This window comes from Streptomyces sp. NPDC048291 (assembly GCF_043201715.1).
GTDB lineage: Bacteria > Actinomycetota > Actinomycetes > Streptomycetales > Streptomycetaceae > Streptomyces.
Map to the genome: position 1 here is coordinate 98194 of NZ_JBICZC010000024.1, position 26214 is coordinate 124407.

Sequence of the window (26214 nt, forward strand, 5' to 3'; positions counted from 1 at the left end):
TCCTATACTTAGGAAAGTGCAACCCGCTGCCGTATTCTGACCCTCTAACGAGGTACGTCCACGGGGAAGTTGGAGCGAGGGAGGCCCGGTTGCCGCCGAAGAGGCATCTCACGGCCCGGCGGGTGCGGCTAGGCGCTGAACTGCGGAAACTGCGCGAGGCGACGGGCATGACGGCCAAGGAGGCGGCCGGGCTGCTGGAGGCCGACGCCGTCCAGATGAGCCAGATCGAGTCCGGCACCGTAGGGGTGAGCGCCAAGCGTGTGCGCCGCCTGGCCGCCAACTACGCCTGTACGGACGAGCCTTTGATCGAGGCGCTGGTCGCGATGGCGACGGATCGCACGCGAGGCTGGTGGGAGGACTACCGGGACGTCCTTCCCCAGGCGTTCCTGGACGGAGCCGAGGCCGAGCATCATGCGGCTTACCTGCGCGAGGTAGTGATCCACTACGTCCCGGGGCTGTTGCAGACCGCCGATTACGCCCGTTCGGTGTTCGGCTACACGAATCCGGGTCTGTCCGAGGAAGAGGTGGCCCTCAGGGCGGAGCACCGTATGCAGCGCCGTGCTGTCATCGAACGCGACGACCCGACCCCGTACGAGACGATCGTCCACGAGTTCGGCCTGCGGGTGCATGTGTCCGACCGCCAGGCCTCGCTGACTCAACTCCGCTTCATCCTGGACAAGATCGAGGCGAGACAGGTGACCGTGCGGGTCATCCCCGTCGAGCGGGAGCACTTCGCGGGCGCCGGGGCCTCGATGCTGTATCTGGGCGCTCCGGTGCACCAGTTGGACACGGCACTCAGGGATGCCCCCACGGGCGCGCGGTACATCGATGAGCAGCCACGACTGGAACAGCTTCGTACGCTCTTCCGTAGGGTGCAGTCAGCGTCGCTGGACCCCACCGCGTCGCGTGACTTCATTCACCGACTGGCCAAGGAACTGCGATGAACTGGCGGAAGTCCACCTACTCCGGCGGAGGCGACGGGGACGCCTGTGTCGAGATCGCCCCCCTCCCCCCTCGAATAGCCGTCCGCGACTCCAAATCCCCCACCCGCGCCCCCCTCACCTTCCCCGCCCCCGCCTTCGCCGCGCTCGTCGGGCACCTCAAGGCCGCGTCGGACGAGTGAAGGCAGCCCACGCGACGATCAACCGGACCCGGTGAAACCGCTCCGCCGATCGGGTGAAGCCCCGGCTCGCGGTCTGTCGGCGGCAGGTGGGGCGCCGCTACACAGAAGATCATGATCAAGCACTTGGAGCGCGGCCTCGCCGTGCTCGCGCTGACCGCTGTCCCCCTGGTCGTCACCGCCCTGCCCGTGCAGGCGACGGCGGTGCCGCAGTACTTCCAGATCACCACGCACCTCAACGGCAAGTGCCTCGCCTCCAACGGCGACAACGTCGAGGTGCAGACCTGCAACGCCGGTACCGGCAACCAGCTCTGGTACTGGTCGGGCAGGAAGCTCGTCAACGGCGCCGAGCAGCAATGCCTCGACGTGAGGAACGGCGAGGTCAACGCCGCCGCCCAAGTCGTCGGCGACTGCCACGGGCTGGCCAACCAGCGCTGGTACAAGGACGGCGACCGGCTGCGCACCGAGGTCAACAACCAGTGCCTGAGCATCCAGAACAGCGGTGACCCGAGCGAGCACGCGGGTATCAACCTCCGCAACTGCGGCCCCTACGCCTGGCAGTACTGGAACCTGCCCGCCGCCTGAGCCCTGCCGGACGGCCCGTGTCAGCCCGCGTTCCCCTCGGTGTCCGGCGGTGGTGTCGGCTGGGTCGGGTGTTCCAGGGCCGCGTCCGGGGCGTTCTCGACCTCGTGCAGGAGGCCCGGCGGTACCTCGGCCGGGCGGCCGGCCGGGGTCCGCAGGCCGCGGGCTCCGTACTCGGCCTCGATGCCGCGCAGGAACCTGCGGCGCAGCCGGAGCACCCGGTAGAAGGGGGTCAGCTCGCGGCCCACCAGCTCGCACTGCAACGCGGCGGACCGGGTGGCGCTGACCTGCGTGGCCAGGTCGGCCAGGGCGGCGGGCCCGGCGGTGGCGGAGCCGCTCGCGCCGAGTTCGACCGTGGCGCCCTTGTCGGCCGCCATCAGCACGGTGCCGGACCGCGCCGTCACCAGATGGCTGACGACACACCAGTCCGGGTCCCAGTCACCGGCCCAGTAGCGCCTGAGCAGCGCCTGCGCCAGGCGCGGCTGGTCGGCGAGCCGGGTCTCGGTCAGCCCTCGGTAGACGACGAGCAGGGCGTTCTTGCGGGTGAACTCCACGACGGCGCCCGCCCGGACGTCCGCGAGGGCGCCCGCCGGGTCGGCGGCCCCCGCCGACCCCCGGAAGGAGACCTTGACGGCCCCTTCCGTGTTCCAGGTCAGGGTGGAGCGGCCGTTCGGCGTCACCTCGGGCGGCACGGTGCCGTCGTCCGGAAGCTTGTCGATGGGGACGATTCCGGGATACCGGGCCGGACCGACGGCGCCGAGCGCCAGCCGGGACGAGGGATGCCAGGTGACCCAGTAGTCCGGGCCCCACACGCCGGCGAGGGCACGGACGAACGCGCGGGAGGGGTCGTTCATCAGTCGACTCCGTAGTGCTGGAAGCAGTCGGTGTACACGGTCTCCGCGAACGGCGGGTCGAAGGGCGGGAGTTCGTCGGTGCCCAGCAGCTCCGCCGCCTCCGCGCGGCTCGTCCCGGCCAGCCGCCGCCGCGCCGCGGCCAGCGCGGCGGACGGGCTGCCGGCCGGGGTGACGGACGGGCTGCCGACGGAGGTGGCGGGACGGTCGTCGTCCAGTGCGGTGTAGAAGGAGCGCATCAGCAGGGCCGCCGCCGCGTCGCTGGCCGGCCACAGGGAGGCGACGACGTTGCGCGTGCCGGACATCAGGAACGCCCCCGGCAGGCCGGTGAACTCGCTCGCCGGGTGCAGCCGGGGCAGGCCCGACGTGCAGGCGGAGAGGACCACCAGGGCGCAGTGCGGCAGGTGCAGCCGGCCGGAGATCTGCGCCACCGTGAAGCGGCCCAGGGGGCCGGCACCGTCCCCGGGCGGCGCGCCCAGCGGATCGGCTTCCGCACCCGGGGCCGGGAGCACCTCCAGCCCCGACAGGTGCGAGTTGTCCTCGTCGAAGCTCCCGTGGCAGGCGAAGTGGACGCGGCCCGCGCCGGGCAGCGTGCTCAGCAGCGCCCCGGTCTCCGGGGGACACGGCAGGTAACCCAGCTCGGGGGAGAGGTCCCGGGCGGCATGGCGCAGCGTCCCCGACGGGTCGCCCACCGAGATCCACGGGCGCCGCGCGTCGCGGTGCCTGGCCCGCAGCAGCGGCAGGGCGCCCGGTGTGGGCAGGACGCTCACGACACAGCCGTCCGGCCCGGTCGGCCCGTCCGGCCCGGCCGAGAGTTGCCAGTACGGCAGATGGAACAGCTCGTTCTCCGGACTGACCAGCATCCGCCGGGGCGGGTCGGGGGACACCCGCCGTACGGTGTCCCGCACCGCGGCCAGCAGAGCCGTGTCCAGGTCGGCCAGGGCGGACCGGAGCAGCAGCCGGGTCTCCGCCAGGTCGTCGGGGTGCGCGCCCAGCCGCTCCCGGTAGGCGCGCCTGAGCCGCAGGAGCATGCCGCGCCGGTCCTCCTCCGGCCAGCGGACGAGTTCGACCGCGGACCGCCCGGCGGGGGTGAGGCAGGTGATGACCACGCCCTCGGGGACGGTGAGCAGGTCGACGAGGACCTCACCCGGCCGCAGCGCGGCGGCGAGCTCGCCGGCCGGCACCGGCTCGGCGCTCACCGCCAGGGACACCCCGGCGGAACCCGCGGTGGCCGTGAGCCGTGCCGCGGACCGGTCCCGTGCCGAGAGCGCCGACGCCAGGTTCCCGGACCGCGCGGCCGCCAGCTGTACGGCGGCCTCCGCGGCGCGCAGTCCGAGCATCGCCGGCACCAACTCCGGGGCCGCGTCGGCATGGTGCTCCACGATCTGCCCGACGCGCAGCGCCTCGGTCATCGTGGCGGCACGGGCCCGCTGGCCCAGCTCCAGCAGCTCCTCGGGCTGCCTGCGCGCGAGGCCGGCGTAGGTCGCGTCGGCCGCGTCGAGCCCGACCTCGTACAGGGCGGCGGCGACGAGGATCGCGGTGTCGTAGGCGCGGGCGAGCGTGATGGCGACGTTCTGGCCGAGTTCGACGGTGGCCGCGTCCGCGCGCAGCCGTTCACCGAGTTCGAGGGCCGAGGCGATCTCCTTCCGGGCGTCCTCGACGTCGTCCTCGGTCTCGCCCTCGAACAGGAGGTGGCGGGCGAGGTTGGTGACGTAGCGGACCTCGCGCAGGAGGTCGCCGGAGCGCCGGGTGGTGGCGATGGCCGCCCGCAGCGCCAGCTGTGCCTGCTCCGGCCGGCCGCACTGCTGGAACGCGGCGGCGAGCTGGTTGCGGGCGTCCGCCTCCAGATCCGGCTGGTGGGAGGCGCGTGCCGTGGCGATCGCCGTACGCAGCAGGGGGATGGCGTCCGCGGCCCGGTCGGGCGCCGTGAGCATGAGGGACGCGGCGCGGTGCCAGGGCGCGGACTCCTCGCCGTCGCCGTACCGCGGCTGGTCGGGGGTCCGGTGCCGCCAGTGGTCGGCCCAGTCCCGGCGGCCGGTCCGCTCGGCCTCCTCGGCCGCCTCCGTCAGGAGTTCCTCGGCCCGCCGGCCGTCGCCGAGCAGGTCCCAGGTGATGCCCAGCTCGCTGAGGGCCCAGGCCGCGGCCGGCCGCTGCCCGGCCGCGAGCGCGAGGCTCCGCATGTCCTCCAGGGCACCGAGCGCCTCCTCGAACCGTCCGCTCTGCCGGGCGATCAGGGCGTGCTGGAGCGCGAACGAGGCGGGGCTGCGCACGTACCCGCTGTCCTCCGCGGCGACCCCCGCCCGGATCCGGCGGGCCTCGCGCACGCTGTGCAGCGCGCTCCCGTGGTCCCCGGCCCGGGACGCCAGCAGCGCCCGGTCGTACAGGACCGTGCAGAGGTCGGCGTCGCCGCCGAGGCGCTCCGCCTCCGCCAGGAACGCCGGCAGGTCGCGTTCGAAGTCCGCGCGGCGGTCGAGGTCGCACAGGGCCCGCAGCCGGAGTTTCCCGGCCTCCAGCGCGAGGAGGGCGTCGCCGGCCAGCAGCGGCCGGGCCTCGTCGAGCAGCGCCAGTGCCGTCCGGGGTGCCTTGAGGTCGAGCAGCCGGGCCGCTCCCTGGCCCAGGACGTTCCCGCGCGCCCCGGCTCCGAGGGGCTCGGCGGCCACCGCGGCCAGGTCGGTGAGCGCGCGGGTCCGCTCGATGCTCTGGGCCTGCTCGATGAGTTCCCCGAGCCGGACGACCTCGGCGTGCCGCAGGTGCAGCCGGGCCGTGCCGTCCAGCGGGCGCCGCAGCAGTTCCGCCGCGTCGGTCCTGGCCAGCCGCCCGTCCAGGACAGCGGTCACGGTCTCGACCCCGTCGGCGTACGGCTGGGCGTAGGTGTCGTCAGAGGGCATCGCCGAGCTGCTCCTCCAGTCGGCGGTGCATCTCGCGGACGTACGGCATGAACTCCTCGGGCAGCGTGGAGAACACCTCCCGCACCACCGCGTCGGGGTCGTCGCCGAGCCACTGCGCGAAGCGCCAGGTGTAGTGGTAGGCGAGGGCGGCGTGCAGCAGGACGTCGGGATGCAGGAGCTGGATGCCGCCGCCGGATCTGGCCTCCTGCGGTGCCAGACAGGCCAGCCAGGTGAACAGCGTGCCGAACTCGCGGGGCAGGAAGTAGTAGGGCAGGTACGGCATCCGCTCGGCGAGCAGGGCGACGTAGGCCCGCACCTCCGGAACCTCCCACACCTCCCTGGGGTCCGTCGTCGGGATGTCGAAGGTGAACATCACCCGGCACCGGTGCTCGCGGAGCCGCCGCACCTGCTCCCGGTCCCGGCCGTCGGGGTCGGGGTGGTGGGAGAAGAACGAGACCAGCGGATAGATGTCCCCGGAGTCGATCAGCCGCCGTTCGACGTCGAGGACCACGGGACGGTCGTCGGGGTGGTCGTCGGGACCGGACAGGTCGCCGGTCTCCGGGTCGAGGACGGCCATGCGGGGCTGCTGGACGGTGACGCCGGCCCGCTCGAACTCGTCGGTGACCCAGATGGTCAGGGTGTCGTCGTCGAAGATGCTCTCGTAGAGCTGGGCCAGGGTCAGCGCGACCTGTGCGTATCCGTGCCAGTGGCGGCCCCGTCCGACGGCCCGGCGGACACAGGACCTGCACGTGACCGCGGTCTGCTCCGGGTCGGACTCGACCAGCTCCCGGAGGGAGTTGAGATCCACCCGCCGGGTGCCGTCGCCGACCGACACGCACAGCGCGTCGACGCGTTCCTGGAAGGTGGGTTCTCTCGCACCCCTGCTCCGGTCACCCTCTGCTGCGGGCAAGCGAGCCCCCGTCCCCCGGCCCCCGTGGCGGAAACCCGCCGTGCTGCGATGCCGTCATTTTATATGCGCTGCGGGTTTTTGCTGCCGGTTCGCACCATACGTACATGCTGTCGGCCCCGCTCCCTCCGGACACCCCTGGTCAGGGCCGGGACCGGCGGTCTAACGTCCGTCCATGGCAGCCTTCGACCCCTGGGACCCGGACTTCCTGGCCGACCCGTACCCCTCCTACGCCGAGCTCCGCGCCCAGGGCCGGGTGCAGTACTTCGAGCCCACGAACCAGTGGCTGGTTCCGCACCACGCCGACGTCTCGGCGCTGCTGCGCGACCGGCGGCTGGGGCGGGCGTACCAGCACCGGTTCACGCACGAGGAGTTCGGGCGGACGGCGCCCGTGCCGGAGCACGAGCCGTTCCGCACGCTCAACGACCACGGCATGCTCGACCTCGAACCGCCGGACCACACCCGCATCCGCCGCCTGGTCTCGAAGGCGTTCACCCCGCGCACGGTCGAACAACTCAAGCCGTACGTGGCGAAGCTCGCGGGCGAACTGGTCGACGGCCTGGTCCGGCGGGGCGGCGGCGACCTGCTCGCCGACGTCGCCGAACCGCTCCCCGTCGCCGTCATCGCCGAGATGCTCGGCATCCCGGAGGCGGACCGCGCCCCGCTGCGGCCCTGGTCGGCCGACATCTGCGGCATGTACGAGCTGAACCCGTCCGAGGACACGGCGGCGAAGGCGGTCCGGGCCTCGGTCGAGTTCTCCGACTACCTGCGCGAACTCATCGCCGAGCGGCGCAAGGAGCCCGGCGACGACCTGATCTCCGGACTCATCGAGGCACACGACGAGGGCGACCGGCTCACCGAGCAGGAGATGATCTCCACCGCCGTGCTGCTCCTCAACGCCGGCCACGAGGCGACCGTCAACGCCACGGTCAACGGCTGGTACGCCCTCTTCCGCAACCCCGCCCAGCTCGCCGCCCTGCGCGCCGACCACTCCCTGGTCCCCACCGCGATCGAGGAGCTGATGCGCTACGACACCCCGCTCCAGCTCTTCGAACGCTGGGTGCTGGACGACATCGAGATCGACGGTACGACCGTCCCCCGCGGCGCCGAGATCGCCATGCTCTTCGGCTCCGCCAACCACGACCCGGCCGTCTTCCAGGACCCCGGCCGCCTCGACCTGACCCGCCGCGACAACCCGCACATCTCCTTCAGCGCCGGCATCCACTACTGCATCGGCGCCCCGCTGGCCCGCATCGAACTGGCGGCCTCGATGACGGCCCTGCTGGAGAAGGCCCCGACCCTGACCCTGGCGACGGAGCCGCAGCGCAAGCCGAACTTCGTGATCCGGGGGCTGGAGGGGCTGCGCGTGGAGGTGGGGTGACCGCCCGCGGGCCGGCCGAGGTCAGCCGGTGACGTCCCGGCGCCTCAGTCCGGCCAGCCCCGCCCCCGCCAGCACCACCGCCAGCACGGTCAGGGTCAGTACCGGCGTCCACTCCATCCCGCCGCCCGGCAGCTTCGGCAGGTGGCCGAAGGGGGAGAGGTCGAGGACGAGCCGGGGGGCGTTGAGGGCCGGGCCGACCCAGCCGATCAGGAGGGCCGCGACGGCCACGCCCCAGGCGGCCGGGGCGAGGCGGGGGGCCAGGCCGTACAGCAGGACCGCGACCCCGCCGATCACCCATACCGCGGGGAGCTGGACCAGGCAGGCGCCCAGGATCGGGGCCACCTCCTTGCCGTAGCCGACGGCGAAGCCCGCCCCGGCGAGGAGCATGATCAGGGCGGCGCCGGCGAAGGCGATCGTCAGGTGGCCGGCCGCCCAGCGCAGGCGGCTCACCGGGCCGGCGAGGAGGGGTTCGGCGCGGCCCGAGGTCTCCTCGCCGTGGAGGCGGAGCACCGACGCGACGACGTACAGCGCGGCGACCAGGCCCAGCATCCCGACCATCGAGGCGAGGAACGCGTCCGTCAGCCCGCTCTGGCCGCCCATCCGCTCGAAGATCTCCCGGGCGCTCCTGTTGTCGCCGACCAGGTCGGCCGCGCCGTCCGTCAGGCCGCCGTAGACCACGCCGGCCAGGAAGAAGCCGAGCGACCAGCCGAGCACGCCGCCCCGCTGGAGCCGCCAGGCTAGCGCGGCGGCGGAACCGAGGCGGCCTGCGGCCGGGCCGGGGCGGGCCGGGAAGAAGCTCATACCGAGGTCCCGGCGCCCGGCCAGGGCGTAGGCCGCGAGGCCTTGCAGCAGCACCGCCGCCGCGAAGACCAGGAGCACCCACCAGCGTTCGGCGGCGAACGGGCGCAGGTTCTCCAGCCAGCCGAGCGGGGACAGCCAGGTCCACACCGAGGAGCCGTCGCTGCTCGCGGAGTCGCCCGCCGCGCGGAGTACGAAGGCCGCGCCCAGGACCGCCGACGTCAGGCCCCTCGCCAGGCGGGCGCTCTCGGTGAGCTGGGCGACGATCGCCGCCGTCGTGGCGAAGACCATGCCGGTCGCGCCCAGGCCGAGGCCGAAGGCGAGCGCACCCGCTGCGCCCTGACCCGCGAGACCCGCGGTGACGAGCAGTGCCAGCACGGCGTTCGCGACCGCCGCCGCCAGCAGGGCCGCGGTCAGCGACGCCCGGCGGCCCACCGCACCCGACGCCACCAGTTCCGCGCGGCCGGTCTCCTCCTCGTCGCGGGTGTGCCGTACGACGACGAGCAGGCTGGTCACGGCCGCGAGGAGCCCGGCGTACACGCCGACCCGCCACGCCGTCAGGGCGCCGAGCGAGGTGTCGTGGAGCGGGCCGATCAGGGCCCGGTAGGAGGCGTTGGTCTGCAACTGGCGGACCAGGTCGGTGCGTTCGGCGTCCGTGCCGTACAGGCTCTCCAGGGTGTTCGGCATGGAGAGGACCATCAGCGCGTTCACCGCGATCCACACCGGGGTGGTCACGCGGTCGCGGCGGAGCGCGAAGCGCAGCAGGGTGCCGGTGCCGGCGAGGGTGCTCATCGGACCGCCACCCCGCCCTCGGCCTCGGGCTGGTAGTGGCGCAGGAAGAGTTCCTCCAGGGTCGGGGGCGTGGAGGTGAGGGAGCGGACCCCGGTCTCGGAGAGCGCGCGGAGTACGGCGGTGAGCTGGTCGGTGTCGACCTGGAGGCGGATCCGGTGGCCCTGGACGTCGAGGCCGTGGACGCCGGGGAGGTGCGCCAGCCCGTTGGGCGGACCGGCGAGTTCGGCGGTCACGCTGGTCCGGGTGAGGTGGCGCAGGTCGGCGAGGGAGCCGGACTCGACGGTCCGGCCGGCCCGGATGATGCTGACGCGGTCGCAGAGTTCCTCGACCTCGCTGAGGATGTGCGAGGAGAGCAGGATCGTCCGGCCCCGGTCCCGCTCCTCCTCGACGCAGCGCTGGAAGACCTCCTCCATCAGGGGGTCGAGGCCGGAGGTCGGTTCGTCGAGGATCAGCAGGTCGACGTCGGAGGCGAAGGCGGCGACCAGGGCGACCTTCTGCCGGTTGCCCTTGGAGTACGCGCGGCCCTTTTTCGTCGGGTCGAGTTCGAACCGGTCGATCAGGTCGGCCCGGCGGGACCTGTCCAGGCCGCCCGCCCGTCGCCCACCACCACCCTGCCTGACGCCCTTCGCGCGGCTGCTCTGATGCAGGCGGCCGTAGAGGTCGATGACCTCGCCGCCGGAGAGGTTGCGCCAGAGGGTCACGTCGCCGGGGACGTAGGCGATCCGGCGGTGCACCTCCACGGCGTCCTTCCAGGGGTCGCGGCCGAGGATCTGGGCGGCGCCCGAGTCGGCGCGCAGCAGGCCGAGCAGGACCCGGATCGTGGTGGACTTCCCGGCGCCGTTGGGGCCGAGGAAGCCGTGCACCTCGCCGGCCTCGACGGCCAGGTCGAGGCCGTCCAGGGCGTGGGTGCGGCCGAAGGACTTGTGGAGCCCGGCGACCGTGATTGCCTTCGTCATGGTTCAGAACGTACGCTGTCTTCAGAAATTTGTGAAGTTAAGGAAGTATAGAAACCCCGGCTAGGCTGGTGACCATGACTACGGATGCGATGGGGCGCGATCAGGAGGCCGTCTCGAAGTTCGTCGAGAGCTTCGCGGCACAGCTCGTCGAGGCCGGGATGCAGCGCATGCCGGCCCGGATCTTCGCGGCCCTGTTGTCGTCCGACTCGGGCGCCCTGACCTCGGCGGAACTGGGGGAGCAGTTGCAGGTCAGCCCGGCGGCGGTGTCCGGCGGGGTGCGCTATCTGGCCCAGCAGCACATGGTCGCGCGCGAGCGGGAGCCGGGCTCCCGGCGGGAGCTGTACCGGGTGCACAGCAACCAGTGGTACGAGGCCCTCACCAACCGGGAGGCCGTGATCAAGCGGTGGGAGGGGGCGCTGCGGGAGGGCGTGAGCAGCCTCGGCCCCGACACCCCGGCGGGGCGGCGGATGGCCGAGACGCTGGCGTTCTTCGAGTTCGTCGACGACGAGATCGCCAAGATGATGGAGCGCTGGCGCGTCCACCGAGACCAGCTCTTCGGCGAGGGGCGCCCCCTCGCCGAAGACCGCTGAGCCTGCCTACCTCCCGCCCCCGCACCTGCCGCCCCCCGCCTACCGCTCCCGCGTCTCCTCCAGTACCGTCCGGCCCAGCAGCGCGTACCGCTCCGGCGAGCGCCGCTTGAGGTACTGCGCGTAGCCGACGCCCGTAGCCGCCACCAGGGCCACCAGCCACGGCGTCGCCTTCAGCAGCAGCGAGCCGGACTCGGTGCCGGCCGCGACGCTCATGTTGGACACCAGCAGGACGACCACGGCGAGCATCGCGACACCGCCGACGAGCGGGGCGGTGAAGGTCCGGAACCAGTGCCGGCTCTCGGGGTGGTTCTTGCGGAAGTAGACGAGGACCGCGAAGGAGCAGACCGCCTGCACGACCAGGATCGCCATCGTGCCGAGGATGGCCAGCAGGACGTAGAGGGCGTTGTACGGGTCCTTGCCCGCGATCCAGAACGCGGCGATCAGGACGGCGGAGACCAGCGTCTGGACCAGGCCCGCGATGTGCGGGGAGCCGTGCCTGTCGTGGGTGCGGCCGACGGTGTTCTGCAGCTTCGGCAGGACGCCCTCGCGGCCCAGCGCGTACATGTAGCGGGCGGCGCAGTTGTGGAAGGCCATGCCGCAGGCCAGCGAGCCGGTGACCATCAGCCACTGCATGAGGACGACCGCCCAGTGGCCGACGTAGTGCTCGGTCGGGTTGAAGAAGAGGGCGAGCGGGTTCGCGGAGGAGGCCGCCTTCACCGCCTCCGACTCGCCGTTGCCGGTGATGGCCATCCAGGAGACGAAGACGTAGAAGACGCCGACGCCGAGGACCGAGATCATCGTCGCCTTGGGGATGATCTTCTTCGGGTCGCGGGACTCCTCGCCGTACATCGCCGTCGACTCGAAGCCGACCCAGGACCAGAAGGCGAAGAAGAGGCCGAGCCCGGCGCTGGTCCCCTTGAAGGCGTTGACCGGGTTGACCGGGCCGAAGGTGAAGCCGTGCGGGCCGCCGCCGTGCAGGGCGACCGAGATCGCCATCGCCGCGAGGACGGTCACCTCGGTGCCGAGCAGCACGACGAGCAGCTTCTCGGCGACGCTGACGCCGAACCAGGTGCCGGTCGCGTTGATCGCGAGCATCAGGATCGCGAACGCCCACCACGGGACGTCGAGCCCGGTCTGGTCCTTGAGCGTCGTGTTGGCGAAGACCGAGAAGATGCCGATCAGCGCCGGTTCGAAGACGGCGTACGCGAAGGTGGCGAGCAGCCCCGAGGCGAGGCCCGCCGTGCGGCCGAGGCCGTAGGAGATGAAGCCGTAGAAGGCGCCCGTCGAGGTGATGTGCTTCGCCATCGACGTGAAGCCGACGGAAAAGATTGCCAGGACGACCATTGCGACGAGATAGCTCGCCGGGGCGCCGATGCCGTTGCCCGACGACACCATGAAGGGCACGTTGCCGGTCATCGCGGTGATCGGCGCGGCGGTCGCTACGGCCATGAAGACCACCCCGAGCAAACCGATCGCGTTCGGCTTGAGCCGGTGGACCGCGCCTTCGCCGTCGCTGCTCCCGCCTGATTCCGTCGCCGGGGCGACTCCCTCGTCCACTGCCATCGGGGTGGCCCCTCTCCTGCTGTTCGCTGGCTGTACCGAACCGGAACTCTGTAGGCCGAATGAGTCCGCCGAGGGTCTCGGCGCGTTAAATGTTTGTCAACCAGACCTTTAGAAATCTGGCGCAATCTGTCGGCAACACCCGGCTCGTACGGTCGCCGCCATGACCACGTACACGGCCACCCTCGGTGGCGAACGCCACCGCTTCGGCTCCCTGGCCCGCCTGCTGGCCGCCGCGAGCCCCGAACGCTCCGGCGACCGGCTGGCCGGCCTCGCCGCCGCGAGCGCGCGGGAACGGGTCGCGGCCCGGTGGGCGCTGGCGGAGGTGCCGCTCGCCGCCTTCCTGACCGAGCCGGTGATCCCGTACGAGGACGACGACGTGACCCGGCTGATCCTGGACACGCACGACGCGGTCGCCTTCGCGCCCGTCGCGGGCCTCACGGTGGGCGAGTTCCGGGAGTGGCTGCTGATGGCGGACACCGCGGCGCTGGCCGCGGTGGCGCCCGGGGTCACGCCGGAGATGGCCGCCGCGGTGTCCAAGCTGATGGGGAACGCGGACCTGGTCGCCGTCGCCCGCAAGGTCCGGGTGGTCACCGCGTTCCGCTCGACGATCGGCCTGCCGGGGCGGCTCGCCACCCGGTTGCAGCCCAACCACCCCACCGACGACCCGGCGGGCGTGGCCGCCGCCCTCCTCGACGGCCTCCTCCTCGGCTCCGGCGACGCGGTGATCGGCATCAACCCGGCGACCGACAGCCCCAAGGCGGTCCGCGACCTGCTGGAGCTCCTGGACGGCGTGATCACCCGCTACTCGATCCCCACCCAGTCCTGCGTGCTGTGCCACGTCACCACCAGCGTGGACCTCATGGAGCGCGGCGCCCCGGTCGACCTGGTCTTCCAGTCGATCGCGGGCACCCAGGCCGCGAACGCCTCCTTCGGCGTGACCCTCGGCCTGCTCGACGAGGCGTACGAGGCGGCCCGCGCGCTCGGCCGCGGAACCGTCGGCGACAACGTCATGTACTTCGAGACCGGCCAGGGCAGCGCCCTCTCCGCGGACGCGCACCACGGGGTGGACCAGCAGACGGTGGAGGCGCGCGCGTACGCGGTCGCCCGCCGCTACCGCCCGCTCCTGGTCAACACCGTCGTCGGCTTCATCGGCCCCGAGTACCTCTACGACGGCCGGCAGATCCTGCGGGCCGCTCTGGAGGACCACTTCTGCGGCAAGCTCCTCGGCCTGCCGATGGGCCTGGACATCTGCTACACGAACCACGCCGACGCCGATGACGACGACATCGCCACGATGCTCACCATGCTCGGGGTCGCGGGCGCGTCCTTCGTGATCTGCACGCCGGGCGGCGACGACATCATGCTCAACTACCAGTCGGCCTCGTACCACGACGCGTTGTACCTGCGCGAGGTCCTGGGCCTGCGCCCGGCACCGGAGTTCGAGGCGTGGCTGGAGTCGATCGGGCTGCTGGCCGAGGACGGCGGCGTACGCGAGGTCGGCGGCCACCCGCTGACGGCGATCGGAAGGGAACTGGCCGCATGACCGAGACGGCTGTCAGGAACGACGAACTGTGGCCGCTGCTCCGCCGCCACACCCAGGCCAGGATCGGCCTCGGCCGCGCCGGCTCCGGCCTCCCCACCCGCCACCGCCTCGGCCTCCAGGCGGCCCACGCGGCGGCCCGGGACGCGGTGCACTCGCCGTTCGCCCCGGACATCGTGACGGCCGGCTTGCGGGGCCTGCCGACGGTACGGGTGCGCAGCGCGGCCGGTGACCGGCTGACGTACCTCCAGCGTCCCGACCTGGGCCGCCGCCTCGACCCCGTGGACCGCGCCCACCTCCCGGCCGGCGACTGGGACGTGGTCTTCGTCGTGGCCGACGGGCTCTCCAGCCGGGCGGTGCACGAACACGCGGCGCCGATGGTCCGGGCGACGGCGGCCCGCCTCCCGGACCGGCGCATCGCCCCGGTGGTCCTCGCCGAACAGGCCCGGGTGGCCCTCGGTGACGACATCGCGTCGGCGATGGGCACGCCGATGGTGGTCGTCCTCGTCGGCGAACGCCCCGGCATGTCGGCGGCGGACTCCCTGGGCGCCTACCTGACGTACCGGCCGGTGCCGGGCGTGACGACGGACGCGGACCGCAACTGCCTGAGCAACATCCGGCCGCCCCGGGGCCTCGCCTACGAGACGGCGGCGGGGAAGCTGGCGGACCTGATGGGGAGGGCGCGGGAGCTGGGACGGACCGGGGTGGATCTCAAGGACGAAACCGATCACCACATGGGGACCGAGCGGGCACTCTGAGTTCCGGCCGGTCCGCTACCAGGGGACCTCGTAGGGGGGACCGCGCAGGAGGGGGCCACGTACGAGGGGACCGCGTGTGCCCGACGAGTGCCGACAGCTCAGCCCGCCCCCGGCACCGTCAGCCCCCAAGCCCCCTCCACCACCCGCCACGTCCGTCGTCGTACCGGCCCCGCCACCCCCACGTCCGCCCGGTACCGGAAGTCCGCGCCCGCCACCGTCACCGTGCGTCCCGCGGCCCGTACCGGGGTCGCCTCCGCGCCCACCGAGAGCGGGCGCACCTCGACCTCGGCGAGGCCGTCGGGGCCGCCCGGGGTCACCGAGATGCCCTCCACCGGCTGGTCCAGGTCCACGACCGTCTCCCCGTCGACCTCCACCCGCAGCCGCGCGGGCGGTCCGGGCACGGCAGGGGCGGGGGCCGGGCGCGCGGACAGGGAGCGTACGAGGTGCTGGTACGGCCGCAGCCATCCCTTGGCCGGCAGCGGGACCTGAACCTGTGCCACCGCCGCCAGCGGCGGGATCCGCAGCGCGCCCAGCACCACCCCGTCGCTGTCGTCGACGAGGAGGTCCATCCGGCGCTCCACCCCGTCCAGGACCGCCCGGGCCGCCGCCACCGCACCGGTGGGCACCCCCAGCGCGTGCGCGACGCCCAGCGCACCCCCGACCGGGACCATGGCCAGCACGCAGTCGGCCAGCTCCCGCCGCCGGTGCAGAAAGGTCACCGCACGGACCAGCGCGCCGTCGTCCCCGACCACCACCGGCCGCCGCGAGCCCCTGCGGGACAGCACGCGGGCGAATTCCTCGGGGCCGTCCGGCATGCACACCTTCGCGGCCGCACCCGCGCTGAGCACGTCTTTCGCGATCCGGACGGATTCGCCGTCCGTTTCCCGTGCCGCCGGATCGATGATCACCAGCAGCTGATCGGACCTCGCGAATGTCGCCACCTCGGTCGTGCCTCGCTTCCTCGGGTAGCATCACTGTGCAAGAGCCCCTTGCGCTATTGCGCCAGGGGCTTCGTCTATTCCGGGGCATCCGGTCCGACGGTTGTGCGGCCAACGACGGTCGCGGTGGTACGCGGCGACGAACCTTACGCGTACGCCCCTGACCTTGGACATGCCCCGCCCGGAAGGGGTGTACGCGCGTGCCCGCACTTGTGCTGCTCGGTGCTCAGTGGGGTGACGAAGGCAAGGGAAAGGCGACGGACCTGCTAGGCGGATCCGTCGACTATGTGGTGCGTTACCAGGGCGGCAACAACGCCGGTCACACGGTCGTCGTCGGCGACCAGAAGTACGCACTGCACCTCCTCCCTTCCGGAATCCTCTCGCCCACGTGTGTCCCGGTCATCGGCAACGGTGTCGTCGTCGACCCGTCGGTCCTGCTCTCCGAGCTGAGCGGTCTGAACGAGCGTGGCGTCGATACGTCCAAGCTCCTCATCAGCGGTAACGCGCACATCATCACGCCGTACAACGTGACCGTCGACAAGGTGACGGAACGCTTCCTCGGCAAGCGGAAGATCGGTACGACGGGGCGCGGCATCGGTCCCACCTACTCGGACAAGATCAACCGCGTCGGCATCCGGGTCCAGGACCTGTACGACGAGTCGATCCTGACCCAGAAGGTCGAGGCGGCCCTCGACGTCAAGAACCAGATGCTGACCAAGCTCTACAACCGGCGGGCGATCGCCGTCGAGCAGGTCGTCGAGGAGCTGCTGGGCTACGCGGAGAAGCTCGCTCCGTTCGTCGCCGACACGGTCCTGGTTCTCAACCAGGCGCTGGAGGACGACAAGGTCGTCCTCTTCGAGGGCGGGCAGGGCACGCTCCTCGACATCGACCACGGCACGTACCCTTTCGTCACCTCCTCGAACCCGACCGCGGGCGGCGCCTGCACCGGTTCCGGTGTCGGCCCGACGAAGATCTCCCGTGTCATCGGCATCCTCAAGGCGTACACGACCCGCGTCGGCGCCGGCCCGTTCCCGACCGAGCTCTTCGACGCGGACGGCGAGGCGCTGCGGAGGATCGGCGGCGAGCGCGGTGTCACCACCGGCCGGGATCGCCGCTGCGGCTGGTTCGACGCGGTCATCGCCCGCTACGCGACCCGCGTGAACGGCCTGACCGACTTCTTCCTCACCAAGCTCGACGTGCTGACCGGCTGGGAGCAGATCCCGGTCTGCGTCGCCTACGACATCGACGGCAAGCGGGTCGAGGAACTCCCGTACTCGCAGACCGACTTCCACCACGCGAAGCCGATCTACGAGACGCTGCCGGGCTGGTCCGAGGACATCACCAAGGCCAAGTCCTTCGCCGACCTGCCGAAGAACGCGCAGGACTACGTCAAGGCGCTGGAGGAGATGTCCGGCGCCCCGATCTCCGCGATCGGCGTGGGCCCGGGCCGGGACGAGACGATCGAGATCAACTCGTTCCTGTAGGGCCGCGGTTGGACGACGCACTTGGGCCGGTCTTGGTAATCCTTGACCGGCCCTTGGGCTTTCCGTGGTTACGCCGGTAACGGGCGACGGTCAGCATCTACGCGGGTAGCCCGCCGCCTCCCGCATGCCACACCCGTCCTCTCCGCCATTCCAGGAGCCCTGAATGCCCGTCAATCCCATGAACCGCCGTGAGTTCGTGCAGAAGTCGGCCGTCACCGGCGCTGCCGTGGCCGTCGCGGGAACGGTCGGTACCGGCAGCGCCGAGGCCGCCGAGGCCGGCCACGGCCACGCCAAGCCGCCGAAGGCGCCCAAGACCTGGAGCTTCTCCATCCTGGGCACCACCGACCTGCACAGCCACGTCTTCAACTGGGACTACTACACCAACGCGGCGCCCGTGGACTCCAAGGGCAACACCTACGGCATCGCCCGCATCGCCACCCTGGTGAAGAACATCCGCAAGGAAGAGGGCGCGGACCGGGTCCTCCTCGTCGACGCCGGCGACATCATCCAGGGCACCTCGCTCGCCTCCTACTACGCGAGCGTCGACCCGATCACCGGCAAGAACGGCAAGCGCGGCCCCAAGCACCCCATGGCGATCGCCATGAACGAGATGCGGTACGACGCGGCGGCCCTCGGCAACCACGAGTTCAACTACGGCATCGAGACGGTCCGCACCTTCGAGAAGCAGTGCGACTTCCCGCTGCTCGGCGCCAACGCCCTGGACGCCAAGACCCTGAAGCCCGCCTTCCGGCCCTACACCGTCAAGCACGTCAAGGTCCCGCACGGCCCCGACATCAAGGTCGGCATCCTCGGCCTCACCAACCCGGGCATCGCCCTGTGGGACAAGGACAACGTCTCCGGGAAGATGGCCTTCACGGGCCTGGTCGAGCAGGCGAAGAAGTACGTGCCGCGGCTGCGCGCCCTCGGCTGCGACGTCGTCTTCCTCACCGACCACTCGGGGCTGGACGGCTCCACCTCGTGGGGCGACGAACTCCCCTACGTGGAGAACGCGTCGAACCTGGTCGCCGAGCAGGTCCCCGGCATCGACGCGATCCTCGTCGGCCACACCCACGTCGACGTCCCGACGTACACGGTGAAGAACGCGGAGACCGGCGAGGACGTCCTGCTCTCCGAGCCGTACTGCTACGGCTACCGCCTCTCCCGCTTCGACTTCGAGCTGGAGCTGGTCAACCACTCCTGGAAGATCACCAAGAAGACCGCCACCACCCTGAACAGCAACACGGTCGCCGAGGACCCGCGGATCACCGAACTCCTCACCGCCGACCACAACCTGGTGGTCAAGTACGTCAACACCGCGATCGGCACCTGCACCGCGGCGATGACGACGGCGGAGGCCTGCTGGAAGGACGTCCCCGCCATCGACTTCATCCAGCAGGTCCAGATGGACGCGGTGAAGGCGGGCCTGTCGGCGGCGGACGCCGCGCTCCCGCTGATCTCGGTGGCCGCGTGCTTCAGCCGTACCGCCACCATCCCGGCCGGCGACGTGACGATCCGCGACGTCGCGGGCCTCTACGTCTACGAGAACACCCTGTACGGCAAGAAGCTCACCGGCGCCCAGCTCAAGGACTACCTGGAGTACGCGGCGAAGTACTACCACCAGGTCCCGGCCGGCACGGCGGTGGACACCGCCACCCTCACCAACGCCAACAGCTTCTGGGACTACATGTACGACATGGCGGCCGGCGTCGACTACGAGATCGACATCGCGGCGGCCGAGGGCTCGCGCATCAAGAACCTGAGCTACAACGGCACCGCGGTCGCCGACGACCAGGTCTTCGTCGTCGCCGTCAACAACTACCGCGCCAACGGCGGCTCCGGCTACCCGCACATCGCCGCCGCCGAGATCGCCTACAGCTCCACCAACCAGGTCCGCGACCTGATGGTCGCCTACGCCACGGCCAAGGGCACCATCGACCCGGCGGCCTTCGCGGCCACCAACTGGAAGCTGACGCAGGGCGGCACGCCCGTCTTCTAGCGTTCGCCTGCTCCGGGTCTGCGGCGGTCCCACCTCGTGTGGGGCCGCCTTTTTTTGTTTGCGGAACAAGTGGAACCTGTCAATTCCCCCAGTGAATCCAACCCAATCTGTGAAATCTGAAAAGCTGTGAATTCTGAAGGATTTAGAAGGCCATTGGAAGCTATTCTTCAGTCGCCTTTCATGCGTTGAGTGTCCACGGCCTTGTTGATACTGTCCGTGGCGTCACAGCAGGCCAACGGGTGTCTCCCGTAAGGCTGTTGCGCTTTTTCATGCCTTTCTCCCCCTGTCTCCGAAGGAGAGATTCGTGAGTCGAGAAAGAACTCGTCGGGTGCGTACGGTGCGGACGTGGCGGGGTGTGGCCGGCGCCGCCACGGCCATAGTCCTGGTCGGCGGTGGATTCGCCGTGGCGAACGCCTCGACCGAAGGAGCCCAGAAATCCGGCGTGGGTGTCCAGCGCCCGGTGAACAAGAAGGCCAAGGGCACCGCGGCCGTGGTCAGTGCCGCCAACGCGTTCCTCAACACGCTCACCTCCGACGAGCAGTCGGCGACGCTGCTGGACTTCAGCCAGGCGAACGCGACCGCCTGGTCGAACCTGCCGTGCGGCTCCTCCTGCCGGGTCGGCATCGAGTTCAGCTCGCTGACCGACGACCAGATCGCCGCGGCCGAGGCCGTGCTGAAGGAGGCCCTGGGCACCGGCAAGGACACCGGCTACCAGCACGTCCTGCAGACCCTCGCGGCCGACGACGTGCTCGCCTCGGCCCAGGCCACCAGCACCGCCGGCGCGCCCACGGACGCCCCCACCGGCTCCGCCTCGGCGGACCCGAGCGCGACGTCCACCGACACCGCCGCCCCCACCGCCGCCCCGACGGGCGCCCCGCCCTCCGGCGGCACCGGTGGCGGTGGCGGCGGGTACGGCAGCAGCCAGTACTTCCTGGCGTTCCTCGGCACCCCGTCGGCGACCGGCACCTGGCAGCTGCACTTCGGCGGCCACCACCTCGCCGTGAACATCACGTACAAGGACGGCAAGGTCGTCGGCGCCAGCCCGTACTTCACCGGCGTCGAGCCCTCCAGCTGGACCACCACCGACGGCACCACGGTCGCGCCGCTGAACAGGTTCCGCGACGGCATGCTCAAGCTGACCGCGAGCCTGAGCACGGCGGAGCTGGCCGAGGCCAAGCTGTCCGAGTCGTTCAGCGACGTGCTGCTCGGCCCGAACAAGGACGGCGACTTCCCGGAGACCAAGGAGGGCATCAAGGTCAGCGAGCTGTCGCCGAAGCAGAAGAAGCTGGTCCTCGCCGCGATGCGCCCCTGGGTCGCGGACGCGGACGACGCCACCGCCGCGAAGCTCATGAAGACGTACGCCAAGGAGCTCGACCAGACCTACATCTCCTACTCGGGAGGTACGGGCCTGGACACCCAGGGCGACTACGTCCGCATCGACGGCCCCAGCGTCTGGATCGAGTTCGTCTGCCAGGACGGTGTCGTGTTCCGGGACCAGGTCCACTACCACACCGTGTACCGCGACCACACCCGCGACTACGGCAGCGAGTTCTCCTTCTCATGACCGGACCGCGAAACTGGCTGACCACAGCGCTCGCACGCCTGGTGGCCGGGATCGCGATCGTGGTACCGGCGGCGCTCCTGCTCGGGGCGTCGCCGGCCGCCGCGCATCCGATGCCGCACTCGGTGGTACAGCTCGACGTGTACCGGTCCTCGGTCTCCGCCCGCCTGGAGCTGCCCGTCAGCGACTTCTCCCGGGCCAGCGGGATCGACCTCACCAAGACGACCGGGGCCCAACTGCCGTCCCGGGCCGCCGCCGTCCGTGCCTACCTGCTCAAGCACATCCACCCGACCACGACCGGCGGCAAGGCCTGGCGGGTCGCCATCGGTTCGATGCACCTGAGCGCCACCCGACAGACGTCCACCGGCCCCTACCGCGAACTGACCGTCGCCGCGGTCCTCACTCCGCCCGCCGGCGCCGACGTACGCCACTTCACCTTCCGCTACGACGTGATCGTGCACCAGGTCGTCACCCACGTGACCCTCGTGACGGTCCGCCAGGACTGGGCCAACGGGCAGGTCGACGGCGAGGGCACCACCCAGGTCGGCACCATCGAGCTCGACGTCCGGCACATGAAGGTCCCGGCCCTCAAGGTGGACCTCGGCCCCGGCAGCGCCTGGCGCGGCTTCGTCGCGATGGTCGGACTCGGCGGCAACCACATCCTCACCGGCACCGACCATCTGCTCTTCCTGCTGATCCTGCTCCTGCCGGCCCCCCTCGCCGCGTCCGGCGGCCGTTGGACCGGCCTGGTCGGCCCCGGCAAGGCACTCGCCCGCATCGGCGGCATCACCCTCGCCTTCACCGCCGGCCACTCGGTCGCCCTGGCCGCGAGCTCCCTGGGCCGGCTCGACATTCCGTCCTGGCCGGTGGAGGCGTTCATCGCCGCGAGCATCCTGGTCGGCGCGATCCACGCGATCCGCCCCCTGTTCCCCGGGCGGGAAGCGGTCGTGGCGGGCGTCTTCGGCCTGGGCCACGGCATGGCGTTCTCCTTCGTGCTCGCCGAGATGCACCTCTCCACCGGCCAGTTGGTCACCAGCCTGCTCGGCTTCAACCTCGGCATCGAACTGGTCCAGCTGCTGCTGGTCTGCCTCGCCCTGCCCTCGCTCCTGGTCCTGGCCCGCCTCCGCGTCCAGCCCGCCCTCCGCCTCACCGGCGCGGCACTGACCGGCATCGCGGCCCTCGGCTGGCTGGTCGACCGCCTCGGCCTGCCCAACCCGGTCGCCCGCGCGGCCGACAGCGCGGGCTCCCACACCACGCTGCTGCTGGCCGTCCTCGCCCTGGCCGCCGTCACCAGCACGGCGTGGTCCCTGACCACCCGCGTGCGCAGCACACCCCAGGGCGGGCTCAGGCTCCGATGGCGCGCAGCCCCGGACCGGTCATGAGCCTGCGGCAGCCGCCAGGGGCTACGTCTTGGAGACGCCCGGCCACCACGGTGAGGGCCCGCAGGTTCTGGTCCCGGCCCTGCCATGCGGTGACGCCGGCCGTCCAGCTTCTGGAGACCGCCACCCGTGATCCTGGACCGCCTCCGACGCTTCGTGCCGACTCGAAATCCGCGCGTCCGAACATGCGCTCCTCCGAACGGGCAGGTCGTCATCTCTTCCACCAGGTCTGCCGGCATCCGCGCTCCCCGGTGGCTGAGCCTCGGCACACTCCGGTTGCGCATCCCACGGGGTCCGGCATAGTGATGTCCACATTCAGGCCTTATCTGGCATTACCTGTGCGCGGCTCCAGGGACGGCCCACGGTTCGCCGCACCCAACCCACTGGGCGAACCTTGCTCCGGTTCCTGGCACCGCCTCCACATCTGAAGTCGGGAAAGGAACCCTCCTCATGTCCACCACTGTGATCCAGCACGTTCTGAACCGGCTGCGGGACATCGGCGTGCGTCACGTGTTCGGTATCCCCGGTGACTACGCCTTCCCCGTCGACGACGCCGTCGTTGAGCATCCGGACATCGAGTGGGTCGGTTCCTGCAACGAGCTGAACGCGGCCTACGCGGCCGACGGGTACGCCCGGGTGCACGGCATCGGCGCGGTGTGCACCACGTACGGAGTGGGTGAGCTGAGTGCCGTCAACGGCATCGCCGGCGCCTACACCGACCACCTCCCGGTGTTCCACCTCGTCGGCATGCCCAAGATGCCGGTTCAGGCGCACCACTCGATCGTCCACCACACGCTGGGCAACGGAGAATTCGACCTCTTCCAGAAGCTGTCCGGGGCTGTGGTCTGCGCCAGCGCCATCATGACACCGCAGAACGTCGCAGCCGAGACCGAGCGTCTGATCGCCGCGGCGCTCTACCACCGCCGCCCGGTGTACATGGCGTTCCCGGCCGACCTCGCGAACATGCCCGTGGTGGGCGAGGCCCAGCCGATCCCGCAGCCCAGGAGCGACCCGGAACAGGTGAAGGCGGCCGTCCAGGCCATCACCGGCATGCTCGACGGCGCCCGCACCGCCTGCATCCTCCCCGGTGTCCTCACCGCGCGCTCCGGCCTCGCCCCCGACCTGCAGAAGTTCATCGACGCCACCGGACTCTCCTTCGCCACCATGATGGCGGACAAGGGTGTCCTGGACGAGGATCAGCCCGCATTCGTCGGTATGTACGACGGCAAGCTCATGAACGAAGAGGTCCGCCGTTTTGTCGAGGACAGCGACGTCGTCGTCCTGGTCGGCGCGCTGATGCACGACTTCAACTCCGGCGCGTTCACCGCGAACATCGACCCCACGCGCACCATCGACATCCGCCACCACCACGTCAGCGTCGACGGTATGACGTACCAGAGTGTGGAGATGAGGGACCTCCTCGAAGCGCTCGCCAGGAAACTCCCGCACAAGGACTGGCCGACGCTGTCGTCCCAGGTGACCCGCATGGCACCGGCCACCGGAAACGGAAGCGACTCAATCACCGCCGAGAACCTCTACCCCCGCTGGGAGGGCTTCCTCAAACCCAACGACATCCTCGTCGCCGAGACCGGGACCGCGTCCCTCGGCATGGCCTTCGCCAAGCTCCCGCACGGAGCCGCGTTCCACAACCAGACCCTGTGGGGCTCGATCGGCTGGGCCACCCCCGCGGCGGTCGGCGCCGCGCACGCGGCCAAGGACGACCAGCGCGTCGTGCTGCTCACCGGTGAGGGCTCCCACCAGCTCACCGCGCAGGAGATCAGCCAGTTCGGGCGGTACGGCCTGCGCCCCGTCGTATTCGTGCTGAACAACCACGGCTACTTGATCGAGCGACTGCTCTGCAAGCACCCCGACAGCGAGTACAACGACCTCGCCAACTGGAACTACGCTGAACTCCCCAAGGCCCTGGGCTGCAACGACTGGTACACAGCCCGGGTGACGACCCTCGCCGAACTGGACCGGGCCATGGAAGCGGCCTCGAACGCCAAGACCGGTTGCTACATCGAGGTCATGACCGACACCTACACCGCGCCGCCGCTGGCCAACCAGCTCCACGACAACCTGGAGACGCTCTACTCAACCTGAGACACCCCATTCCAACGGCAGCGGTCGGCGCCGGCCATGCAGCAGTACTGAACGTCGTCGTCGCCGTCGACCACTACCGTCGGCTGCCGACGGGGCCGGTGTAGGTGCCGGGATGCGTGGCGCCGTCCTGGAGCAGGACGCTGCCGCCGGGCCAGGCCAGGGTGGTCGAGGTGGTCTCGTTCGGCGGGGTGACGACGACGGAGGTGGCCTTGAACTCGGTGCCGCTGTCCTGGGTCCACGGCAGGAAGGTGATGGTGAACGTCGCGCTGTCGCCGGCGGCCAGGGTCACCTTCTCGGGCGTCGCACTGCTGCGGGCCAGCGACCAGCTTCCCCCGGAGGAATTCAGGTCGACCCCGGGGAAGCCCTGGATGGTGCACGCGGCGGAGGTCTTGTTCTTCAGTACCACCGGCAGTTGCTGCTGGTCGTCCGAGCTGCTGACCTTGCCGTCGCCGGAGCCGAACGAGAAGCCCAGCCCTGCGGTGTGGCAGCGGCTCGTGCCGGTGCCGTCGCTGCCGGTGCCCGTACCGCCCCCGGTGCTGCTGCCCGCGTCCTTGGTGGCACCTGCGTTCTCGGCCGTGGCGCTGCCGTTCGCCGTGGCCGAGGCCGAGGCCGAGGACGTCGATGCGGACGGCTGCGCGCCCGAGGTGTCGTTGCCGCTGCCGTTTCCGCAGGCGGTGAGCGCCAGGGCGAGCGCTGACGTCACGGCGAGTACGGTGGCAGAGTGGAGCGGACGCACGATGTTGTTTCTCCGTTGTATAAGGGGTTATCCGGCCAGGTGCTTGCCGAAGAACTCGGTGAGCTCGGCCACGGCGGGGGTGACGTATTCGTCCCTGTCGTACAGGTCGATATGGGTGGCACCGTCGATGACGACCAGTTCCCGGGGTTCGGCCGCCCGCTCGATCGCCTCCCGGCTGAAGTAGGCGCTCTCCGCCTCCGAACCGACGATCATCAGCAGGGGACGGGGCGAGATGAGCCGGATCATCGCGTACGAGTCGTACTGGGCGAGCTGGTCGACGCTGCGCAGCACCCATCCCTGGACCGCACGGGGGTGGTGACCGCGCGGGGTGCGGTAGAACGCGAACGTCTCCCGGAGCTGCCAGGTGGCGGTCTTCAGCAGTTCCTCGGCGTCGTCGGGAATCCATGGCATCAGCTCCGGGGCCGCGCCGCGCGCCTCGGCGGTGCGCGCTGCCGCGGCCCGGTCGAGCAGGGCCGTGAGGACCGCCGGGTCCTGGGTGCGGCCCAGCCCCTCACGGATCACGGAGCCCATGTCGACGGCGCTCACCGTGGCCACGCCCTTGATGCGGTGGTCGGTCTGTGCGGCGTAGGGGACGTAGCCGCCGGACGCGCAGATGCCCAGAGCCCCGATCCGATCCGGGTCGATGTCGCCACGGGTGGTCAGGTAGGTCACGGCGGACTTGACGTCCTCGGCCCGCTGGAAGGGGTTCTCCATCCCCGCGGCTCGCCCTCGCTCTCGCCCTGGTACGCGGCGTCGAAGACGAGCGCGGCGAATCCGGCCCGGGCCAGCCGCTCGGCGTAGACACTCGGGCTCTGCTCCTTCACGCCGCCTCCGGGATGGGAGATGACGACGGCCGGCCGCCGGCCCCCGACGTGGTCGTCGGGGGTGAAGAGAATCCCGGCCAGGGCGAGATCGTTGCTGGGGAAGGTGACGCTGGTCTTCACGGCCTGTTTCTCCTGGTACGGGTGAGGAAGCGCGGTGACCGCGGACGGCACGGATCCTCCGGCGGGACCTCCGCCGGCGCCTTCGCCCTCGGGGCGGCCCGTCCGCCGGCCGACCACCTCACCGACACTCGCACCGCGGTACGTGAGCGGGTAAGGGGCTGGTTCTGTCCCCGGACACCGCGGTCCTTGGACAGGGCAGGCCCCCTGTCACCGGCCCGTCGGGCTGGAAGACTTCTCCCATGAGCAGCAGCGACGCCCACGGCAGCGAACTGGGCGCCTTTCTGAGGGCGCGGCGCACAGAGCTGAGCCCGGCCGAAGCGGGGCTGCCTGATGCGGCCGGCAGGCGC

General features: G+C 71.1%; 20 protein-coding genes and 1 pseudogene. 12 read left to right on the forward strand and 9 right to left on the reverse strand.

Features of this window, described 5'->3' with window-relative positions; genetic code table 11:
• Positions 1 to 167 precede the first annotated feature (167 nt).
• The 3 genes from ACGF5O_RS46325 (at position 168) to ACGF5O_RS46335 (ending at position 1705) form a co-directional block, all read left to right on the forward strand.
• On the forward strand, positions 168 to 944 hold the full coding sequence (locus tag ACGF5O_RS46325; RefSeq protein WP_393815974.1) for a DUF5753 domain-containing protein: 777 nt from the start codon (positions 168 to 170) through the stop codon (positions 942 to 944).
• Entirely contained in the window at positions 941 to 1123 is a 183-nt protein-coding gene (locus tag ACGF5O_RS46330) for a DUF397 domain-containing protein (RefSeq protein ID WP_393815975.1), read from the forward strand. The genes ACGF5O_RS46325 and ACGF5O_RS46330 overlap by 4 nt, the downstream gene beginning before the upstream one ends.
• A 111-nt stretch (positions 1124 to 1234) precedes the next feature.
• Positions 1235 to 1705: an RICIN domain-containing protein gene (locus ACGF5O_RS46335; RefSeq protein ID WP_393815976.1), complete on the forward strand. Its 471-nt coding sequence runs from the start codon at positions 1235 to 1237 to the stop codon at positions 1703 to 1705.
• Between the two features lie 20 nt (positions 1706 to 1725).
• Here ACGF5O_RS46335 and ACGF5O_RS46340 read toward each other — a convergent pair whose 3' ends face one another.
• From ACGF5O_RS46340 to ACGF5O_RS46350, 3 genes are read right to left on the reverse strand one after another with little or no spacing between them, the layout of a single operon-like run.
• Positions 1726 to 2556 (reverse strand): hypothetical protein, encoded by an 831-nt coding sequence (locus ACGF5O_RS46340; RefSeq protein WP_393815977.1) that lies wholly within the window; start codon positions 2554 to 2556, stop codon positions 1726 to 1728.
• Positions 2556 to 5441, reverse strand: a complete 2886-nt coding sequence (locus ACGF5O_RS46345; protein WP_393815978.1) for a CHAT domain-containing protein — start codon at positions 5439 to 5441, stop codon at positions 2556 to 2558. Before ACGF5O_RS46345 ends, ACGF5O_RS46340 begins: the two co-directional genes overlap by 1 nt.
• On the reverse strand, positions 5431 to 6351 hold the full coding sequence (locus ACGF5O_RS46350) for a chlororespiratory reduction 6 domain-containing protein (RefSeq protein ID WP_393815979.1): 921 nt from the start codon (positions 6349 to 6351) through the stop codon (positions 5431 to 5433). Before ACGF5O_RS46350 ends, ACGF5O_RS46345 begins: the two co-directional genes overlap by 11 nt.
• A 172-nt stretch (positions 6352 to 6523) precedes the next feature.
• On the opposite strand from ACGF5O_RS46350, the gene ACGF5O_RS46355 reads away from it, so the two are divergent.
• The gene (locus tag ACGF5O_RS46355; RefSeq protein WP_393815980.1) at positions 6524 to 7729 is read left to right on the forward strand and encodes a cytochrome P450; all 1206 of its coding nucleotides are present in this window, start codon (positions 6524 to 6526) and stop codon (positions 7727 to 7729) included.
• 21 nt (positions 7730 to 7750) lie between these two features.
• On the opposite strand, the gene ACGF5O_RS46360 is transcribed toward ACGF5O_RS46355, so the two are convergent.
• Complete coding sequence (locus tag ACGF5O_RS46360) at positions 7751 to 9319, reverse strand: ABC transporter permease (RefSeq protein ID WP_393815981.1); 1569 nt, start codon at positions 9317 to 9319, stop codon at positions 7751 to 7753.
• Positions 9316 to 10275: an ATP-binding cassette domain-containing protein gene (locus ACGF5O_RS46365; RefSeq protein WP_393815982.1), complete on the reverse strand. Its 960-nt coding sequence runs from the start codon at positions 10273 to 10275 to the stop codon at positions 9316 to 9318. The genes ACGF5O_RS46360 and ACGF5O_RS46365 overlap by 4 nt, the downstream gene beginning before the upstream one ends.
• Positions 10276 to 10349: 74 nt before the next feature.
• Between ACGF5O_RS46365 and ACGF5O_RS46370 the strand changes: the two genes are divergently transcribed.
• Complete coding sequence (locus ACGF5O_RS46370; RefSeq protein WP_393815983.1) at positions 10350 to 10865, forward strand: GbsR/MarR family transcriptional regulator; 516 nt, start codon at positions 10350 to 10352, stop codon at positions 10863 to 10865.
• A 39-nt stretch (positions 10866 to 10904) separates the two neighbouring features.
• On the opposite strand, the gene ACGF5O_RS46375 is transcribed toward ACGF5O_RS46370, so the two are convergent.
• Positions 10905 to 12428, reverse strand: coding sequence for an APC family permease (locus ACGF5O_RS46375; RefSeq protein ID WP_393815984.1), 1524 nt, complete (start codon positions 12426 to 12428; stop codon positions 10905 to 10907).
• 160 nt (positions 12429 to 12588) lie between these two features.
• Here ACGF5O_RS46375 and ACGF5O_RS46380 point away from each other — a divergent pair, with 160 nt between their 5' ends.
• Both ACGF5O_RS46380 and eutC read left to right on the forward strand, forming a co-directional pair.
• Positions 12589 to 13971 carry an ethanolamine ammonia-lyase subunit EutB gene (locus ACGF5O_RS46380; protein WP_393815985.1) on the forward strand — a complete coding sequence of 461 codons (1383 nt, stop codon included), beginning with the start codon at positions 12589 to 12591 and terminating at the stop codon, positions 13969 to 13971.
• Positions 13968 to 14726, forward strand: coding sequence for an ethanolamine ammonia-lyase subunit EutC (eutC, locus tag ACGF5O_RS46385; RefSeq protein WP_393815986.1), 759 nt, complete (start codon positions 13968 to 13970; stop codon positions 14724 to 14726). The genes ACGF5O_RS46380 and eutC overlap by 4 nt, the downstream gene beginning before the upstream one ends.
• 98 nt (positions 14727 to 14824) lie before the next feature.
• On the opposite strand, the gene ACGF5O_RS46390 is transcribed toward eutC, so the two are convergent.
• A complete protein-coding gene (locus ACGF5O_RS46390; protein WP_393815987.1) occupies positions 14825 to 15667 on the reverse strand; it encodes a diacylglycerol kinase family protein in 843 nt (280 codons plus the stop codon).
• A 197-nt stretch (positions 15668 to 15864) separates the two neighbouring features.
• Between ACGF5O_RS46390 and ACGF5O_RS46395 the strand changes: the two genes are divergently transcribed.
• The 5 genes from ACGF5O_RS46395 (at position 15865) to ACGF5O_RS46415 (ending at position 24187) form a co-directional block, all read left to right on the forward strand.
• Positions 15865 to 17148 carry an adenylosuccinate synthase gene (locus tag ACGF5O_RS46395; protein ID WP_393815988.1) on the forward strand — a complete coding sequence of 428 codons (1284 nt, stop codon included), beginning with the start codon at positions 15865 to 15867 and terminating at the stop codon, positions 17146 to 17148.
• 163 nt (positions 17149 to 17311) lie between these two features.
• Positions 17312 to 19144 carry a bifunctional metallophosphatase/5'-nucleotidase gene (locus ACGF5O_RS46400; RefSeq protein ID WP_393815989.1) on the forward strand — a complete coding sequence of 611 codons (1833 nt, stop codon included), beginning with the start codon at positions 17312 to 17314 and terminating at the stop codon, positions 19142 to 19144.
• Between the two features lie 304 nt (positions 19145 to 19448).
• Positions 19449 to 20708, forward strand: a complete 1260-nt coding sequence (locus ACGF5O_RS46405; RefSeq protein ID WP_393815990.1) for a DUF3500 domain-containing protein — start codon at positions 19449 to 19451, stop codon at positions 20706 to 20708.
• Positions 20705 to 22087, forward strand: a complete 1383-nt coding sequence (locus tag ACGF5O_RS46410) for a HupE/UreJ family protein (protein WP_393815991.1) — start codon at positions 20705 to 20707, stop codon at positions 22085 to 22087. Before ACGF5O_RS46405 ends, ACGF5O_RS46410 begins: the two co-directional genes overlap by 4 nt.
• Positions 22088 to 22534: 447 nt before the next feature.
• On the forward strand, positions 22535 to 24187 hold the full coding sequence (locus tag ACGF5O_RS46415; RefSeq protein ID WP_393815992.1) for an alpha-keto acid decarboxylase family protein: 1653 nt from the start codon (positions 22535 to 22537) through the stop codon (positions 24185 to 24187).
• Between the two features lie 73 nt (positions 24188 to 24260).
• Here ACGF5O_RS46415 and ACGF5O_RS46420 read toward each other — a convergent pair whose 3' ends face one another.
• The gene (locus ACGF5O_RS46420; protein ID WP_393815993.1) at positions 24261 to 24890 is read right to left on the reverse strand and encodes a DUF4232 domain-containing protein; all 630 of its coding nucleotides are present in this window, start codon (positions 24888 to 24890) and stop codon (positions 24261 to 24263) included.
• A gap of 60 nt (positions 24891 to 24950) precedes the next feature.
• Positions 24951 to 25867: pseudogene (locus ACGF5O_RS46425) on the reverse strand (alpha/beta hydrolase).
• Positions 25868 to 26214 lie beyond the last annotated feature (347 nt).